The following is a 16,913-nucleotide window of genomic DNA, read 5'->3' on the forward strand; positions in this document are numbered from 1 at the left end:
AGTCCTTTTTTTTATAGCTAAATATTAACTTCGTACAATATTTAAGAAATATAAATGACGTTCATATTGATCAATAATGTCTTGGATTAAATCTTCTTGCGTCCAATCCATTACATCATAGTTCTGTCCGCCCTCTCTTAAGAAGACTTCAGCCTGGAAATATTGCCCATCTTCGGCTTCAGTACGCCCAATTAAAAAACTTGGTGGCACTGTTTCACGTGAAACAACTTTATAAATAAAATTAATTTCATTGTGATGATCGACCCGAAGCTGCATCCCATCCTCAAGTTGAGTAATTGAAACTTCTTAATGGCGGCGCCTAAATTCATGTTTAATATTTTCAAACGCACGAGCCACTTGCTTTTCGATATATTCTCTTACTTCTTCTTCACTATGAGGATAGTGCATGATTAAACCTAGCCGCTGTTGCCAGCTTCTTGGATTATGAATGGCACGTGGGGTAATACGTGCTTCTTGAATGGCTTGCATTTTCGTGACATCAAGATGCAATGCTTTGATTAATCCCCAACTCATGAACAGCATAACCACAGTAAACGGCAATGCGCTCATAATGATTGAAGATTGAAGTGCAGCCAAACCACCGACTAACAATAAAATAATGGCGAGTACAGCCATCAGTACTGTCCAGAACAAACGCTGCCAAGTTGGTGAATTTTCAGTTTTTGCAGTTAAGTAGTCTGTTACCAATGCTCCCGAATCAGCAGAGGTCACAAAGAATAAAACCACTAAAATGGTAGCCAGAATATTCATAACACCTGACCACGGTAAGTGTCCTAAAAACTCAAATAGAGCAACTGAAGAGTCTTGCTGAACAGCCTGAATGAGAGTGGCTTGATGTTCATGGATAATGCTAAATAATGCAGCGTTTCCTAAAAAGCCCATCCAGATAATGGTAAAGCCTGTCGGGATGAGTAGAACCCCTACAATAAATTCTCGAATGGTACGACCACGTGAAACCCTTGCGATAAACATACCCACAAATGGCGACCAAGAAATCCACCAAGCCCAATATAAAATTGTCCAACCACCAATCCATCCATTTGGCTGATAAGCGTATAAATTGAATGTCATGGTAAAAAGATTAGAGATATATTGACCAGTGTTTTGAATAGTAGTCTGGAGTAAATAAATACTAGGACCAGCAATAAAAACAAAGACTAATAATATTAAGGCTAAGACTAAGTTTAGCTCTGATAAGCGTTTCACCCCTTTATCTAGACCTAAGAACACAGACAAGGAAGCTAAAATGCTCACAAAAATAATGAGTAATACTTGAATATGGGTGCTTTGCTCGACACCGAACAAATAATGTAAACCAGAGTTAATCTGGGTAACGCCAAACCCGAGAGAAGTTGCTACACCAAATACTGTACCAATGGTTGCGAATATATCGATGCTGTCGCCCCAAGGCCCATAAATCTTTTTACCAATCAGTGGATAGAGGGCTGAACGAGTCTTTAAGGGTAAATTATGTCGATAAGCAAAATAAGCCAATGCCAATCCGACCACTGCGTAAATAGCCCACGCATGCAAGCCCCAGTGGAAGAAGGTCACCCTTAATGCTTGCTGTGCTGCCTCAATAGTCTGAGCATCTCCACTTGGTGGATTAACATAATGCATGACAGGTTCGGCAACTCCGAAGAACATGAGACCGATACCCATCCCTGCTGTAAACAGCATGGCAAACCAAGAGCCATTATTATATTCAGGCTGACTATGGTCAGGTCCTAATTTAATCCGACCTATTGATGAACAGGCGATATAAATCAATAAAATGAGAAAGAAAGCAACAGATAAAACATAAAACCAGCTAAATGAATCGGTGATCCATTGTTTTAATTGCTGCGTTAGAAGTTCAAAAGAACTCGGAGCGATCACAACAACTGCCAAAAACAAAGCAATGATAATGACCGTACCAAAAAATACGTTAGGATTAACGTTTGCGAACCAACTTGGTTGTTTGGAAGGCATAACTCCTCCATGTTATTTTAATGAAAAGTGACAGGCATAAAGCCAATAAAGACATTCACAGAATGAACAAAGTTAAATCTTTCAATAGAGAAAGCCGATAATACTTTAGTTAAACTTAAATAATATTGCAGTTACAAAGGTGTAAATAAATTGAAACACCTTCTCCACTATTTGCCTGAATCCTTTTTTGTCGGATGGGCAATGTACTGTAAAGCAATTAAACGCGTGACGATCAAAGCGAGATACATCACACCACAAAACATTTGTAGCATGGCTAAAACGCGTGCTGGTGGACTAAGCGGCATTAAATCAGATAAGCCTGTTGCTGACTGTAAGCTAAAGCTCAGGAACAGTAGATCTAACCAAGTCTGCAAATGATGAACATTGTTTGGATTTTGGAAGCTAGTCGGAATCAATAGCTGACAAATGTTGTAGAGGAATGCAAAGCCCCATGCAAGCAAGGTAAAAACCGCGGCAGCGGCAAACAATTCATCTCTTGTTAAATATCGATCAGCGAACATATAACGAAATAAGCCATAAGCTGCCGAAAAATAAGCTAGTGCTTCACAGCTATGAGCAAAAATCTGGATCGTTAAATTGCTATAACCTAATAAAATAAAGACTGAAGATATTATCGCTCCACTAACAAACGTTAACCCCAAAAAAGTGAACATTGGGGTTTGGCGAATCACCTTAGCAATAATAAGTAAGGCAAGCACTCCCAAAGCCCACGTTATGGTTCGGTAAAATACATCATGAAAAGTCAGCATGGCCAAAATGAGTAAGATGAATTGCACAAGCAGCAACCATGCAGAAGGTAGCAAACGAAAGCTCGCCCAGAACTCAATGATAGAACGCATTTAATTATTTTCCTTTTTCATTATATTTTGGATTATAGGAAATCATACTGTACAGAAAATAGCACAAACAAGTTGTTCTTTATTAAAGAGCTTCTTTGCCTTTAGGTATGAGATAAACAAAAAAAGCCCCGCAGGGCTTTTAATGAGATAGATATTTAATCCATTTTGATTTTAGTGATCTGAAGCACCTGAAGCACCGATACCTGTCATTGAGCGAACGTATTGGGCATCGAATGCAGCTCGTTCTTTTTTAGCTCGTGCAGAGTTATCAGTCACCGAGAAGAACCAACAGCACAGGAATGATAATGGCATCGCAAATAATGCAGGACCATTGAATGGGTTAATTGGTGTATCAGAGATTTTTAAAGTATCTACCCAAACCGCTTTAGATAGAACAATAAGTACTACCGCTGTTACAAGACCAACTACACCGCCAATAACTGCACCACGGGTGGTTAAACCTTTCCAGAACATTGAAAGAACAAGAATCGGGAAGTTTGCACAACATGCCACAGAGAACGCTAAGCCCACCATGAACGCTACGTTTTGCTTTTCAAACAAAATACCCAAAATCATGGCAAAGATTGCTAAACCAAGTGTCGCAATTTTTGACATGCGAAGTTCTGAAGCTGGAGTCGTTTGACCTTTCTTAAATACGTTAGCGTATAAGTCGTGTGAGATTGCAGATGCACCTGAAAGTGTTAAACCAGCCACAACAGCAAGAATCGTTGCGAATGCCACTGCTGAAATGAAGCCCATAAATAAGTCACCGCCTAAAGCGTCACTTAAATGCACGGCTGCCATGTTGTTACCACCAACAAGCTCAAGCTTGCCTGTCATAGCCATTTTCGCAACATCAAGGAATTGTGGGTTGTTTGATACGAAAAGGATCGCACCGAAACCAATAATGAAAGTTAAAAGATAGAAGTAACCAATGAAACCTGTTGCAACTACAACCGATTTACGCGCTTCTTTTGCATCTTTTACTGTGAAGAAACGCATAAGAATATGTGGAAGACCCGCTGTACCAAACATGAGTGCTAAACCAAGAGACAACGCATCAATCGGGTTTGCGGCAAGTTTACCCGGACCCATAATTTTTGCGGCTTCTTCAAAGCTTATACTGTGAACTTTACTGAATACTTCAATTGATTGAGTAAACATGTTGCTGAAGCTAAAACCAACCGCTTTCATCACCATGAATGCCATGAAAGTCGCACCGCTCAGTAACATGACCGCTTTAATGATCTGTACCCATGTCGTTGCCAACATGCCACCAAAAATTACGTATGCCATCATTAATAGACCAACGATGACAACAGCGATGTTGTAGTTCAAACCAAATAGTAATTTGATGAGCTGGCCAGCTCCTACCATTTGAGCAATCAAGTAAAATGCGACAACAACAAGCGAGCTCAAGGCAGCTAAGGTACGGACCGGTTTTTCTTCAAGACGGAATGACACTACATCTGAAAGGTTGTATTTACCCAGATTACGTAAACGCTCCGCAATCAAGAATAAAACGATTGGCCAACCTACCATAAACCCAAGAGAATAAAGTAAGCCATCAAAACCCGAACTAAACACCATCGCGGAAATACCAAGGAAAGATGCTGCTGACATATAGTCACCGGCAATTGCCAATCCATTCTGGAAACCGCTGATTCCGCCCCCTGCAGTATAGAAATCTTGTGCTGATTGAGTTTGCTTTGCAGCCCACTTAGTAATAAACAAAGTGAAACCAACAAAGATCAAGAACATAATAATGGCATGCCAGTTGGTGGCTTGCTGTTCGGCTTCACCCAAATCTGGACCAGCCATAGCAACAGTTGAATATAGCGATGCTGCTGCCAATAAGGCTTTCGCTTTTAATGAATTCCATTTCATATTAGTGTAATCCTTTCTCATGCGTGATGGCTTCAACTTCCTTCAACGCTTCTTCACTCAACTGGTCAAGGGTATTGTTTGCGATATAGGAATACACGCCACACAGTAGGAAAGATAAAACAATAATTCCTAAGCCTAGTGGAATACCCCATGTCGTTACACCACCACTAAATGAACTCATCAAAAATTCTTTGTTGTAGCCAACAAGTAGCATAAAGCCCACATAAAGCACTAACATAATGATTGTGAGCGTCCAGCTTAATGCACTTTTTTTCTTGACCATCTTTTGAAACTTTGGATTGCGTAGAATCTGTTCTACTTGGCTTTGATCCATAACCAAACTCCTTGCCTGTGCCCAACCTTGGTCACTTTTTTAATAGTAGTTTCTCATTATTCAAATTAGCAAAATAACGTGTAATTCGTAACTTAGACTTTGGTCGTTAAAATTTAATCAATTTATAGCTTTGTTTCTGCTTGCGGTATGATAGGCGCAAGGTTTTAATCATGTAGGTCATATGAACAGCTGGCTGATTATTGGGGTACTCACTCTTTATATAGCACTCTTATTTATTTGTGCTTTTTTTGGCGAAAAGCATGCTAGTCGTCTGAGTACTCGTGGCCGCATGTTCCTGTTTAGTTTGACCTTAGGTGTTTACTGTTCATCTTGGACATTTTATGGCGCAACCGGAGCTGCCGTCCGAGAAGGCGTTATTTTCCTACCTATTTATTTAGGTCCCCTCTTATTTGTCTGGTTTGGTTATGACATCTGGCGACGTTTAGGTCGAGTACGTCAACACCACGCGATTTCCTCAATTGCCGACTTTGTTGCCGCACGTTATGGCAAAAGCGGTGTATTGGCTTCGCTGGTTACGATCTTGGCAGTTATTGCGATTATTCCCTACCTCGCCCTACAGTTACGTGCAATTGCCTTAAGTACCTCAGTCATTTTAGAGCAAAATGCTCATATTCATACGACCACCAATAGTGTTTTGCTTTTGACCAGTGTACTTGCAATCTTAGCCATGATTTTTGGTACAAGGCAGATTGCAAATACCGAGCAGCATGGTGGCCTCATGTTAGCGGTGGCATTTGAATCTTTTGTCAAACTATTCGCACTGATCTGCGTCGCTTTATTTTTTATTTTTGAAGCACCTGCAAACTTGGTACAAGTCTCAGCCGACGTAAACCAAACCTTTCAAGAAGTGCAATTGTTTGGGGTGCCTGAAACTTTCTGGATTCAGACATTATTGGCCGGACTAGCAATTATTTGTTTACCCCGCCAATTTCATGTGGCTGTTGTCGAATTACGCGATGAAAAGCACATTCGTGGTGCACGTAAATGGTTTGCGGCTTATCTGATTTTAACGATTTTAGCTATTATCCCAATTGCAAGCTGGGCATTGCATGCTGCGCCAAAATTCCTAACCGTGCCCGATGTTGCGGTGCTCTCATTACCACTAAGTTATAATCAAGAGTGGTTAGCCCTACTGGCCTTTTTAGGCGGGTTCTCTGCATCAACAGGCATGTTACTGGTTTCATCTGTTGCCTTATCTATCATGCTCAGTAATGACTTGATTATGCCCGCACTGTGGCGTTTTAAGTTGCTTTCACGACACGATAAACACTTACCTAAAGTTCTTAAATTTAGCCGCCGAATTAGTATTGTCGCAGTGATGCTACTTGGCTTTTTATTCTTCCATTTCTTTAATGATATTAACCAGCTTTCAGTATTTGGTTTACTAGCGTTTAGTGCGGTTGCTCAATTCGCTCCTGCACTGATTGGAGGATTGTATTGGCGAGGCGGAAGCCGTCAAGGTGTCTATGCTGGTCTCATCGTTGGATTTTTAATGTGGAGTTACACATTACTATTTCCAACCATCTTACGTAGTTTGCCGGAAGCCTATCAGGAAACTGCCCAAAGTATTTTGCTTTTTGGCCCTTTGGGAATTAATGCATTACGGCCAGAGTCACTTTTTGGCTTTGAGTCATTTGCACCTTTAACCCACGGCGTTATTTGGTCGCTTGGTTTAAATATTCTTTTATATATTTGGATTTCTAAACTTTACCGCCCAAGTGTGGCAGAACAAATTCAGGCAGAAAGCTTTTTCTACTATGAAACTAAGCCTTTGCCATCACCACATACCTCTACCGATTTAACTTATTTACCGCACGATGCTGCACGTTTAAAAGTAGGCGATTTATTTGCGCTTGCTAAAAGAATTACAGGTGAGCAACCCACAACTCAAGCATTCGAAAACTTTTGCGAACAAAATCATCTCACACTCAACCAAAATACTATCGCCAATGGCATGTGGTGGCGATTCACCGAACAATATCTAGCTGGCATTATCGGGGCCGCTTCTGCACGTACGTTGCTGACTACGGCAATGATTAACAACGGCCTCGCTTTAGGCCAAGTCGCCAATATTTTAGACCAAGCCTCACAGTGGCAACGTTTTAATCAAAACTTGCTAATGACCATGATTGACCACATGACCCAAGGTGTGAGTGTGGTCGATAAAAATATGTGTTTAGTGGCTTGGAATAACCAATATTTAAAACTGTTTGGCTACCCTAAAGATTTAGTCTATGTGGGTTGTCCAATTGCTGATCTGATTCGTTATAACGCTGAACGTGGCGAATGCGGTCCCGGTTCAGTCGAAGAGCACGTCCGCAAACGTTTGCACTGGATGAAAGTCGGAAGTGCGCATGAATTTGAACGAATCCGTAAAGACGGACGCGTTATTCAAATGCGCGGTAATCCTATTTCGGGTGGTGGCTTTGTAACTACCTTTGCCGACATTACGGCTTTCCGTGCGAATGAGGCAATACTTGAGGCCCGCGTAAAAGACCGAACCCAACAACTTGCCGATGCCTTAACCGAACAACAGCTTGCACGCGAACAAGCCGATATGGCCAATATGTCAAAAAGCCGATTTATTGCTGCGGCAAGTCATGACTTATTACAACCTATGCACGCTGCTCGCCTGTTTAGCACAGTTCTGGAACAAAGCATTGCAACTGAAGAAGACCGTCAAACTCTACAGCAACTTGACCGTGCTTTGTATGGTGCAGAAAGCATGCTCTCTGCCCTACTCGATATTGCGCGTTTGGAAGGCGGTACCATACAGCCAAAAAGACAGCCTTATCCTCTACACGATTTATTAAGCGATCTTGAACTACAGTTTAAATCGATTGCTGCTCAGCGAAATATTTCACTCAAAGTTCACGATGTATCGTTTTGGATTGACACAGATCCACAGTGGATTCGACGCATTATTCAAAACTTTGTCAGTAATGCTTTGCGTTATACAGCCAAGGGCCGAGTGATTGTTGGCGTATTACGTTCGGCTCACAAACCTGGACACATTCGAATTGGAGTCTGGGATACAGGTCCCGGAATTGCCGAAGAACAACGTATTAAACTATTTCAAGAATTCGAACGCTGTGGGCATTTATCACCTTGGGGTGAGCAAGGTCTCGGTTTAGGTCTCGCGATTGTGCAACGCATGACAGGTTTGTTGAATTATCCAGTCCATGTGTACTCAAAGCTTGATAAAGGCTCCTGCTTTATGATTGAGGTTCCGGTCGTAGAAGCTCCAAAAGTGGTAACCCCAACCGTACAAGCAGTACCTTTAAAAACAAAAGCCTATCGGATTTTATGTTTAGACAATGATGAAACTATTCTTGAGGGCATGAGTAGCTTATTAGGTCGATGGGGATATGAGGTTTTTAAAGCCACGGAACCTGAACAAGCACTTGAGATTATTCAAAAAGAGAATATTCAGGTCTGGCTTATCGATCAGCATTTAAATAACAACCAACTCGGTGTCGATTTTATTATGCAAAATCGACAGCATGATGTTCCGGTAGCTTTAATTACGGCGGACTCTCATCCTGAGTTACCCCAACAATTGAAAGAACTGAATATCGTTTTACTCAAAAAACCGCTTAAACCGGCATCTCTAAGAGCATGGTTATCGGGGCTTAAAATTGCCAGTGAGGTAGATTAAATATTTTCTCTCCCAAACCTTTTGATAAGTTTGGGAGAGATTTTTGGCAAAAATTATTGGTCTAATTTAAGCCAATAGGCAGAACTGCTCAAAAAGTCTACTTTTACCCACTAAATCATTGACCAAAATTTCCAATGACTCTTTTTCTATGGCAAAGCTCACCTTTTTTGTAAGTGAACACTTGTATACTTAGTTACAATTTCACAAGTTATTGTTTTTTAAAATCATAATTAACAAAAAACAACCATATAAGACTTTAGTCGTATTCTACTTGCATTCTTGATGACACATAAATATTCAAAACCTATTTATCAAATGTGCACCTATTTTTATAAGCCATTTCCATATTAAGCACCCATGCTCATGAATTAATGCAAAGGACAATTGCCATGAATATTTCTGATAACAGCCCGCAAGGCCAACTTTCGTCTCAACAGTTTTATCGTCAATACAGTGCCAATGCTTTACTTCCTGAACTAGATTGGCAAAGTATTTTTCCCCACAGCAAGCTCAATGAAGCACATATCAAAGCGTTAAATACAATTTATCAGTGTGCGGTCCCCCTCGCACTTAATGTATTTCATGATCTAAATTTTGATGTATTTGCACCTGCGGCTTATCATCCTCAAGGTTTAGGTTTATTTGATAAATTGGCTCAACAAGAAGAGAACTTTTTAAAAGTTCTTAGCGCTGAAAGTGAAAATCTTGACCATGACACACGTCATCAAATCTGGAGCATGCTACTCCGTGGCGGTGCTGTACTCGTTTTCAAAGCTTGGCTTGGTCATGTCAAACTCGGCGAGAATCAGTTAGATATGACGCAGTTTGATGAATTATCTGACTTACTCTTCATTAAAACGCATCCAGACCAACTTGCTGAACGTCTACATGTTGATGAAAAAGCAAAACTCGACCACATCTTCTTAATGTATGGCAACGATATTTTCCTTGATCGATTCAACAGCCTAGAAACAGCTGCTCTATTTGTTGATTTAGGTGTTTATGATGCGGCGTTCTTAAGCTTGCGTGATGACCGCGTGGCTGAATATTTAAAAATGAAACGCTATGTGACTCAGGAACAAATTGATGATTTGCAATGCGCGCTTAATCCATTGTACTGCGACAGCTTAACACCAAAGCAAGATTGCCTTGCTTAAGTAGCACCCATAAAAAAGACCTCAATCGAGGTCTTTTTTTCTTTTAAATTTTCTTATCTTCAATATTGAGTGCACTAATTGCCAATACGGCTTGTGTACGGTTTTGCACACCTAATTTTCTAAAGATAGCCGTTACGTGAGCTTTAATCGTTGCTTCTGAAACATCGAGCTCGTATGCGATCTGTTTGTTTAACAAGCCTTCCGCAACCATCATCAAAACACGGAATTGCTGAGGTGTTAACGATTGAATACGTTCGGCTAAAGCAGTTTCATCTGCTGCTCTTGGGTCAAGGTTAAGATTAGATGGCAAGTTAGGTGGTAACCAGATATCGCCTTCTAAGACTTGACGAATCGCTTCACCAATATGGCTTGGATGAGCCGACTTAGGAATATAACCCATTGCACCATGTGCAATTGCACGCTGGATAATTGAAGTTTCTTCATGTGCAGAAACCACAATAATCGGAATAGATGGATACTGTGCTCTTACATAAACCAGCGCCGAAAAGCCTGAAGCACCCGGTAAATTTAAATCGAGTAATACTAGATCAGGTTCTGCCCCATTTTCCAAACGCTCATAAAACTCATCAACCGAGGCTGTTTCATGAATTTGTGCCTGTGGCAGGCTATAACGTACTGCTTGAATTAAAGCATGACGAAACAAAGGATGATCATCAACGATTAAAATATTCATAAGCGATTAAAGTAATCTTGAGCATAAGTATGGCCTATTGTAACCATACTATTTAGATGAAAGATACGTTCATCTTATCCATTTTTATGCAAAATGTTGATAAATGCAGAACTTAGCCCATATTTTCAGATGTTTTTTAACTTTTAATCAAAATTAATCTGTTTTTTATATAAGCTTCTTTTTTATTATAAAAAATATATCACCTATAATTATATAAAATAAAAACAGCAACTTAATAAAAAAGCAAAGTATAAAAATCCACTATTTATCTTTTATATTTAAAACTGATAAGGTTGACCAATTTCGTTATTTTACAGTTCACCGTCATTGTTGATTAATAAGTCCAATCTCTTGTTTTAGGCTTAGGAACCAAATTATGACTGGTATCACATCACCAAAACCTTTAAATATCGTTGCTGTTTCTGGTGGATTAAATACCCCATCTAAAACGGAAAGTCTGGTTCAAGCCATTCTTGATGAATTATCAGAAGCAATCGATATTAAAGTTCACTTTATTAAATTAAGCGAAATCGGGCCTCTATTAGGCGGCGCATTTTATCGCAACCAACTTCCACAGCGCGTGCAAGATGACCTTGCAGCAGTTGAAGCAGCAGATGCTTTAATTGTAGGTACACCCGTTTACCGTGCTTCTTTTACAGGTCTTTTCAAACATTTCTTCGATTTTGTTGAACAAACTGCGTTGGTCGATGTACCAGTACTTTTAGCAGCATCGGGCGGTAGTGATCGTCATGCACTCGTACTTGAGCATCAACTTCGTCCACTGTTCAGTTTCTTCCAAGCACAAACTTTACCAATTGGCGTATATGCGACTGATCGTGACTTTACCCCTGAATATACGGTGAAAAGTGAGCAATTATCAGACCGTATTACGTTAGCAGTAGCACGCGCATTACCGATTTTAGAATGGGCACCAGCGAAAGGTAAACGTGCTGAAGTAGTTAAACCTAAATCTCAGCAAGCAAATCAAGAGCTTGGTATTAACAAGCAAATTGAGCAAGAAGAAGTATTGCCTTCAGCGGCTGTACCAGACCTTGATGCGGCAGAATCTCGCTTGCACCACAAGTCTGGCAAATCATTAACACACGTTGCCTAAATGCAATATCGCTAAATAAAAATAACGAATGGGGAGAGCAAACCATGACGCAATTACAACAACCTATTAAATTTGCTTATTGGGTACCAAACGTAAGCGGTGGCCTTGTAGTAAGTAACATCGAACAGCGTACAGACTGGAGTTATGACTACAATGTTCGACTTGCACAGGCTGCCGAAAACAATGGTTTTGAATATGCGCTCACCCAAATTCGTTTTACGGCGGGGTACGGGGCAGAAAACCAACATGAATCGGTAAGTTTCAGTCATGCATTACTAGCAAAAACTGAAAAATTAAAGGTCATTGCGGCTATTCTGCCCGGCCCTTGGAAACCGGCACTTGCAGCTAAACAACTCGCGACAATTGATTATCTAACTCAAGGCCGTATTGCGATTAACGTAGTGAGTGGTTGGTTTAGAGGAGAGTTTGATGCCATTGGTGAAGAGTGGCCTGAGCATGATGAACGTTATGCTCGCTCTGAAGAATTTATTCGCACTCTAAAAGGAATCTGGACCACCGATAACTATAGTTTCGATGGTAAATACTATCAGTTCCAAAACTACACACTTAAACCAAAACCTCTGCAAAAGCCTTATATAGAAGTTTTCCAAGGTGGTAGTTCACGTGCTGCACGTGACATGGCGTCTCGTGTTTCTGACTGGTACTTTACTAACGGCAATACTGTCGAAGAAATTCAAAAACAAGTAGAAGACATTCGTACTAAAGCAAAAGTAAATAATCACTATGTCAAAATTGGGGTAAATGCTTTCATTATTGCTAGAGATACTGAAGAAGAAGCAAAAGCAGTACTTCAAGAAATTATTGATAAAGCCAACACTGAAGCCGTAAATGCATTTGGCGATGCAACTCGTGAAGCTGGAGCAGCCTCACCAGAGCAACAAGGTAACTGGGCAAAATCAACTTTTGAAGATCTAGTGCAATACAATGATGGCTTTAAAACCAATTTAATTGGTACGCCGCAGCAAATTGCAGAGCGTATTGTGGCACTCAAAAATGTAGGCGTTGATTTGATTCTGTCCGGATTCTTACATTTTATTGAAGAAGTGGAATATTTTGGAGAAAAGGTTCTACCACTCGTTCGCCAGTTAGAACTTCAACAGGAAAAGGAGGTAGAAATTCAAGCTAAATCAGCCTAAACACCCCACAGTTAAAACAGCGCAAGATAATAAAAACAATAAATTAAAAATAAAGAGTTTATTGGCTCCAAGACTCGGCTTGGAGTCTTTATTTTTTAAGATTTCTCGACTTCTCGAATCACTGTTTCAACCGAGTAACGGCACCATTTTGAAAGTTTTTCGATAAATTCATTTAAGGCAGCGGGTTCAAAATGGCTGACAATCATATAGCAAGCATTACCCATGACTTTAAAGCATTCATCGATTTGTCCATATTGCTTAACCAAATTTTCAATTTCTTCAAATGCGCGTTGTTCATTTAAATGCAAATGAATAAATTGTTTATGCGAATATTGAACGGCAATGGTGTAGTTTTTGATAACACCAGCATCCATCAACTGAGCAATTCGAGCGCCCACCGCTTGCCCTGTCCGGTGCACGCGTTGCCCAATTTCTTTATTTGTCAGACGGGAATCTTGTTTAAGCAATGCAATAATTTTTAGATCAATCGGGTCTAATTCAATATTCATTTTTCATGGCGAAAGAAAACTAGCGTTAATGCTTTCATAGGACTATAGCCGATTTTTCAAGCAGAGAATAATCTTGTTTTATCTCATATCAACAAGAGTGTTCTCATGAAACAAGCACTATTAATTATCGATGTACAAAATGATTATTTTAAAAATGGCAAAATGGAATTGGTTGGGCCAGATCAAGCGCTCGATAAAATAAAGCAGCTCGAACAATATTTTAACGAGAAAAATTTACCGATTATTTATGTGCAGCATATTAACCCGCCACAAGCCAGCTTCTTTCAAGAAAATACAGATGGGGTTTTACTTCATCCTGAACTCAGTCCTGGCAGTAATTCATTAATCGTGACAAAGCATTATCCAAATAGTTTTTTAGAAACCAATTTAGATGAACTTTTAAAATCAAATCAGATTGAGCAACTTATTATTACAGGCATGATGACGCATATGTGTATTGATTCAGGTACACGTGCAGCCAAAGAACTTGGCTATCAACCTATCTTAATTGCAGATGCAACCGCAACTCGTGATTTAAGCCATGCTGGAAAAACTGTAAAAGCTGAAGACGTACAAACTGCTTTTTTAACTGCGCTGAGTACATTTGCAAATGTAGAAAATACTGCCGATTTTCTAGCGAAATCTTAAATAAGGCACAATAAAAAAGCCCCAGATGGGGCTTTTTTTAAAATTAGTTTTGCTTATCAGGATAAACCGTTGTAATTAACTGATCTACCACTGCAGGCTCAGCCAAGGTTGAGGTATCACCTAAACTATCTAGCTCATTCGCTGCAATTTTTCTTAAAATACGGCGCATGATTTTACCGGAACGCGTTTTAGGTAACGCTGGTGCCCAGTGTAATGCATCTGGTGAGGCCACAGGCCCAAGCACTTTACGTACCCAATTAATTAATTCTTTACGCAGTTCTTCCGACTCTGGAACGCCCGCTTGCAAGGTCACAAAAGTACAAATACCCTGCCCTTTAATGTCATGCGGCATGCCCACCACAGCTGCTTCTGCTACTGATTCATGCGAAACAAGAGCACTTTCAATTTCAGCAGTACCTAAACGGTGGCCTGAAACGTTTAAGACATCATCAACACGGCCTGTGATCCAGTAATACCCATCTTCATCACGGCGAGCACCATCACCCGTAAAATAAGTATTTTTAAAGGTGGAGAAATACGCCTCAATAAAGCGGTCTGGATCACCCCAAATAGTACGCATCTGGCCCGGCCATGAATCTTTTATCACAAGATTACCTTCAACTGCACCTTCTAGCTCATTACCTTCACCATCCACAATGGCTGGCTGAACACCAAATAATGGGCGAGTTGCCGAACCCGGTTTTAAAGCTGTTGCTCCTGGCAATGGCGCAATCAAAATACCACCTGTTTCAGTTTGCCACCATGTATCGACTATTGGACAGCGGCCTTCCCCCACGACATTGTAGTACCAGTTCCAAGCCTCAGGGTTAATTGGTTCACCAACCGAACCAAGTAAACGCAAACTGCTACGGTTACTTTCGCGTACATACGAATCGCCTTCTCGCATCATGGCGCGAATCGCAGTTGGTGCTGTATATAAGATAGAAACTTTATGTTTATCGACAACATGACCAAGACGAGCCCATGTTGGATATTGCGGCACACCTTCAAACATTAAAGTCGTCGTACCATTTGCCAGCGGCCCATAAATCAAATAACTATGCCCTGTAATCCAGCCAATATCAGCTGTACACCAGTACACATCGTCTTGTTTTAAATCAAAAACCTCTTTAAAGGTACTGGTTACATAAACTAAATAACCGCCTGTAGTATGCAACACACCTTTCGGTTTACCTGTTGAGCCTGAGGTATAGAGAATAAATAATGGATCTTCTGCCTTCATTGGTTCTGGAGGACAGTCTGCATCCACTTCCATAATAATGAGGTGATACCACAAATCACGGCCCGGCTTCATTTCAATTGGGTTTGCATTACGGTAAACCACAATCACATTTTCAACACACTCAGTACCTGGCAATGCTAAAGCCAAATCAACGTTTTCTTTGAGTGGTAATAGTTTTCCGGCACGTAGACTTGAGTCTGCGGTAATCACCAGTTTAGCTTGGCTGTCTTCAATACGACTTGCCAAAGAATCTGGCGAGAACCCACCAAACACTACACAGTGAACAGCACCAATACGTGCACAGGCCAACATGGCAATTGCAGCCTCAGTCACCATCGGCATATAAAGCACAACGCGGTCACCCTTACCAATGCCATATTTCTTTAAAACGTTAGCAAAACGGCAGACTTCATCGTGTAACTCTTTATAAGAGACAATTTTATGACGAGAAGGATGGTCACCCTCCCAAATAATTGCAGGTTTATGTGGATGTTCTTTAAGATGCCTGTCTAAGCAATTTGCTGACACGTTCAACTCACCATCAGCAAACCATTCAATTTTGAAATTGTCTTTGTCAAAACTGGTATTTTTAACTTGGGTAAATGGCTTTATCCAATCGACAATTTTAGCTTGCTCTGTCCAGAATTCATCTGGGTTCTCGATAGAGTGTTGATAACGTTTAAAGTAGTCTGCTTCAACAGTACGAGCTGTCTTTTTAAATTCCTCTGGTACTGGATAGATCTCATTCATACGCAACTTCCTTGATCTTGTGCATCCCATCTCGAGACTGTGGCTATTATTTTACTGGATCTTATTTGTATGCCTTTTCAGTATGATGACTATTTCAAAGCCTAGACAATGCGACTTTGGTCATATATTAACCACTTACTCAAGCATACGAAATTATGAACATTTTTATAAAATTAAGTTGATTTAAAACATTTGTCTATAGCTTTTACTTTTATAATTTTTTCAATATTTGATGGTTTTGATCATCAACAAAGATTATTTTGTCTCTCATATGCAACCTAGGAGTAAAATAATATGTTTGCCCAAACGACTTCCTCACGTCCACCACAACTCCCTTTAAAAGATAGCCCTTTTTCAATTCATGGCCGTTTTAATCGTATGAGTTATTTAGGTGGGTATGGACTGATTTATTTAGTCACAATCGTGGGCTATTTTATTTTGGCCTCACTTCTTGGAAGTTTTCAACTTTCAAGTAATTTATTTAATTTTGAGTTTTATAGCTCTCTTTCTGGCCTCAGTGCTTTGGTGGTATGGGCTTTTTGGCTGTTCCTGATTTATTTAAATGTTGTTCTCGTAGTACGACGTTTGCACGATCTAAATAAAAGTGGCTGGATGGGGTTGCTGTTATTCATTCCTATTGTTCAATTCTTTTTTATGATTTATTTACTGCTTGCCTCAGGTACAGAAGGTCCAAATCAATATGGTCCAGCTCGATCATCAACGTTCATCGAAAAGTTAATGGCTTGGTTTATCTTATTCGCTATTTTAATCAGCCTTATTTCTACCGCAGGCTTTTTTTACTATTTCTCTGGTACCGATACTATAGAAACGCCGACACAAATCTTACAAAAAGGAACGGAATACTTTTAATTAAAAAACACTTTATTAT

Annotated in this window: 12 protein-coding genes and 1 pseudogene; 6 read left to right on the top strand and 7 right to left on the bottom strand. The window is 40.1% G+C overall.

The genetic code is table 11. From position 1 onward, the window contains the following. Window positions 1–24: 24 nt before the first annotated feature. The 4 genes and pseudogenes from ACXM0J_RS06905 to ACXM0J_RS06920 form a co-directional block, all read right to left on the bottom strand. Window positions 25–1,992: pseudogene (locus ACXM0J_RS06905) on the bottom strand (BCCT family transporter). A 167-nt stretch (window positions 1,993–2,159) separates the two neighbouring features. After that, window positions 2,160–2,852, bottom strand: coding sequence for an ion channel (locus ACXM0J_RS06910; protein WP_199964054.1), 693 nt, complete (start codon window positions 2,850–2,852; stop codon window positions 2,160–2,162). Between the two features lie 171 nt (window positions 2,853–3,023). Then, window positions 3,024–4,739, bottom strand: coding sequence for a cation acetate symporter (locus ACXM0J_RS06915; protein ID WP_086264737.1), 1,716 nt, complete (start codon window positions 4,737–4,739; stop codon window positions 3,024–3,026). 1 nt (window position 4,740) lies between these two features. After that, window positions 4,741–5,073 (bottom strand): DUF485 domain-containing protein, encoded by a 333-nt coding sequence (locus tag ACXM0J_RS06920; RefSeq protein ID WP_000372818.1) that lies wholly within the window; start codon window positions 5,071–5,073, stop codon window positions 4,741–4,743. 181 nt (window positions 5,074–5,254) lie between these two features. On the opposite strand from ACXM0J_RS06920, the gene ACXM0J_RS06925 reads away from it, so the two are divergent. Further along, window positions 5,255–8,752: a hybrid sensor histidine kinase/response regulator gene (locus ACXM0J_RS06925; protein WP_086264736.1), complete on the top strand. Its 3,498-nt coding sequence runs from the start codon at window positions 5,255–5,257 to the stop codon at window positions 8,750–8,752. Between the two features lie 389 nt (window positions 8,753–9,141). Continuing rightward, the gene (locus ACXM0J_RS06930) at window positions 9,142–9,909 is read left to right on the top strand and encodes a hypothetical protein (RefSeq protein ID WP_068564529.1); all 768 of its coding nucleotides are present in this window, start codon (window positions 9,142–9,144) and stop codon (window positions 9,907–9,909) included. A 43-nt stretch (window positions 9,910–9,952) separates the two neighbouring features. Here the strand turns inward: ACXM0J_RS06930 and ACXM0J_RS06935 are convergent, their stop codons facing one another. Next, the gene (locus ACXM0J_RS06935) at window positions 9,953–10,603 is read right to left on the bottom strand and encodes a response regulator (RefSeq protein WP_002122041.1); all 651 of its coding nucleotides are present in this window, start codon (window positions 10,601–10,603) and stop codon (window positions 9,953–9,955) included. A 376-nt stretch (window positions 10,604–10,979) separates the two neighbouring features. Between ACXM0J_RS06935 and msuE the strand changes: the two genes are divergently transcribed. Together msuE and sfnG are read left to right on the top strand one after the other, a co-directional pair. After that, window positions 10,980–11,717 carry an FMN reductase gene (gene msuE, locus ACXM0J_RS06940; RefSeq protein ID WP_016142782.1) on the top strand — a complete coding sequence of 246 codons (738 nt, stop codon included), beginning with the start codon at window positions 10,980–10,982 and terminating at the stop codon, window positions 11,715–11,717. A 44-nt stretch (window positions 11,718–11,761) separates the two neighbouring features. Further along, a complete protein-coding gene (gene sfnG, locus ACXM0J_RS06945; protein WP_086264735.1) occupies window positions 11,762–12,874 on the top strand; it encodes a dimethylsulfone monooxygenase SfnG in 1,113 nt (370 codons plus the stop codon). 95 nt (window positions 12,875–12,969) lie between these two features. Here sfnG and ACXM0J_RS06950 read toward each other — a convergent pair whose 3' ends face one another. Further along, a complete protein-coding gene (locus ACXM0J_RS06950) occupies window positions 12,970–13,383 on the bottom strand; it encodes an Lrp/AsnC family transcriptional regulator (protein ID WP_086264734.1) in 414 nt (137 codons plus the stop codon). Window positions 13,384–13,488: 105 nt separating this feature from the next. Between ACXM0J_RS06950 and ACXM0J_RS06955 the strand changes: the two genes are divergently transcribed. Then, window positions 13,489–14,031 carry a cysteine hydrolase family protein gene (locus ACXM0J_RS06955; protein ID WP_086264733.1) on the top strand — a complete coding sequence of 181 codons (543 nt, stop codon included), beginning with the start codon at window positions 13,489–13,491 and terminating at the stop codon, window positions 14,029–14,031. 43 nt (window positions 14,032–14,074) lie between these two features. On the opposite strand, the gene acs is transcribed toward ACXM0J_RS06955, so the two are convergent. Further along, a complete protein-coding gene (gene acs / locus ACXM0J_RS06960) occupies window positions 14,075–16,024 on the bottom strand; it encodes an acetate--CoA ligase (RefSeq protein WP_086264732.1) in 1,950 nt (649 codons plus the stop codon). A gap of 294 nt (window positions 16,025–16,318) precedes the next feature. Here acs and ACXM0J_RS06965 point away from each other — a divergent pair, with 294 nt between their 5' ends. Then, a complete protein-coding gene (locus tag ACXM0J_RS06965; protein WP_086264731.1) occupies window positions 16,319–16,894 on the top strand; it encodes a DUF805 domain-containing protein in 576 nt (191 codons plus the stop codon). Window positions 16,895–16,913 lie beyond the last annotated feature (19 nt).

Source organism: Acinetobacter sp. GRABPA_MV_2 (genome assembly GCF_056725885.1).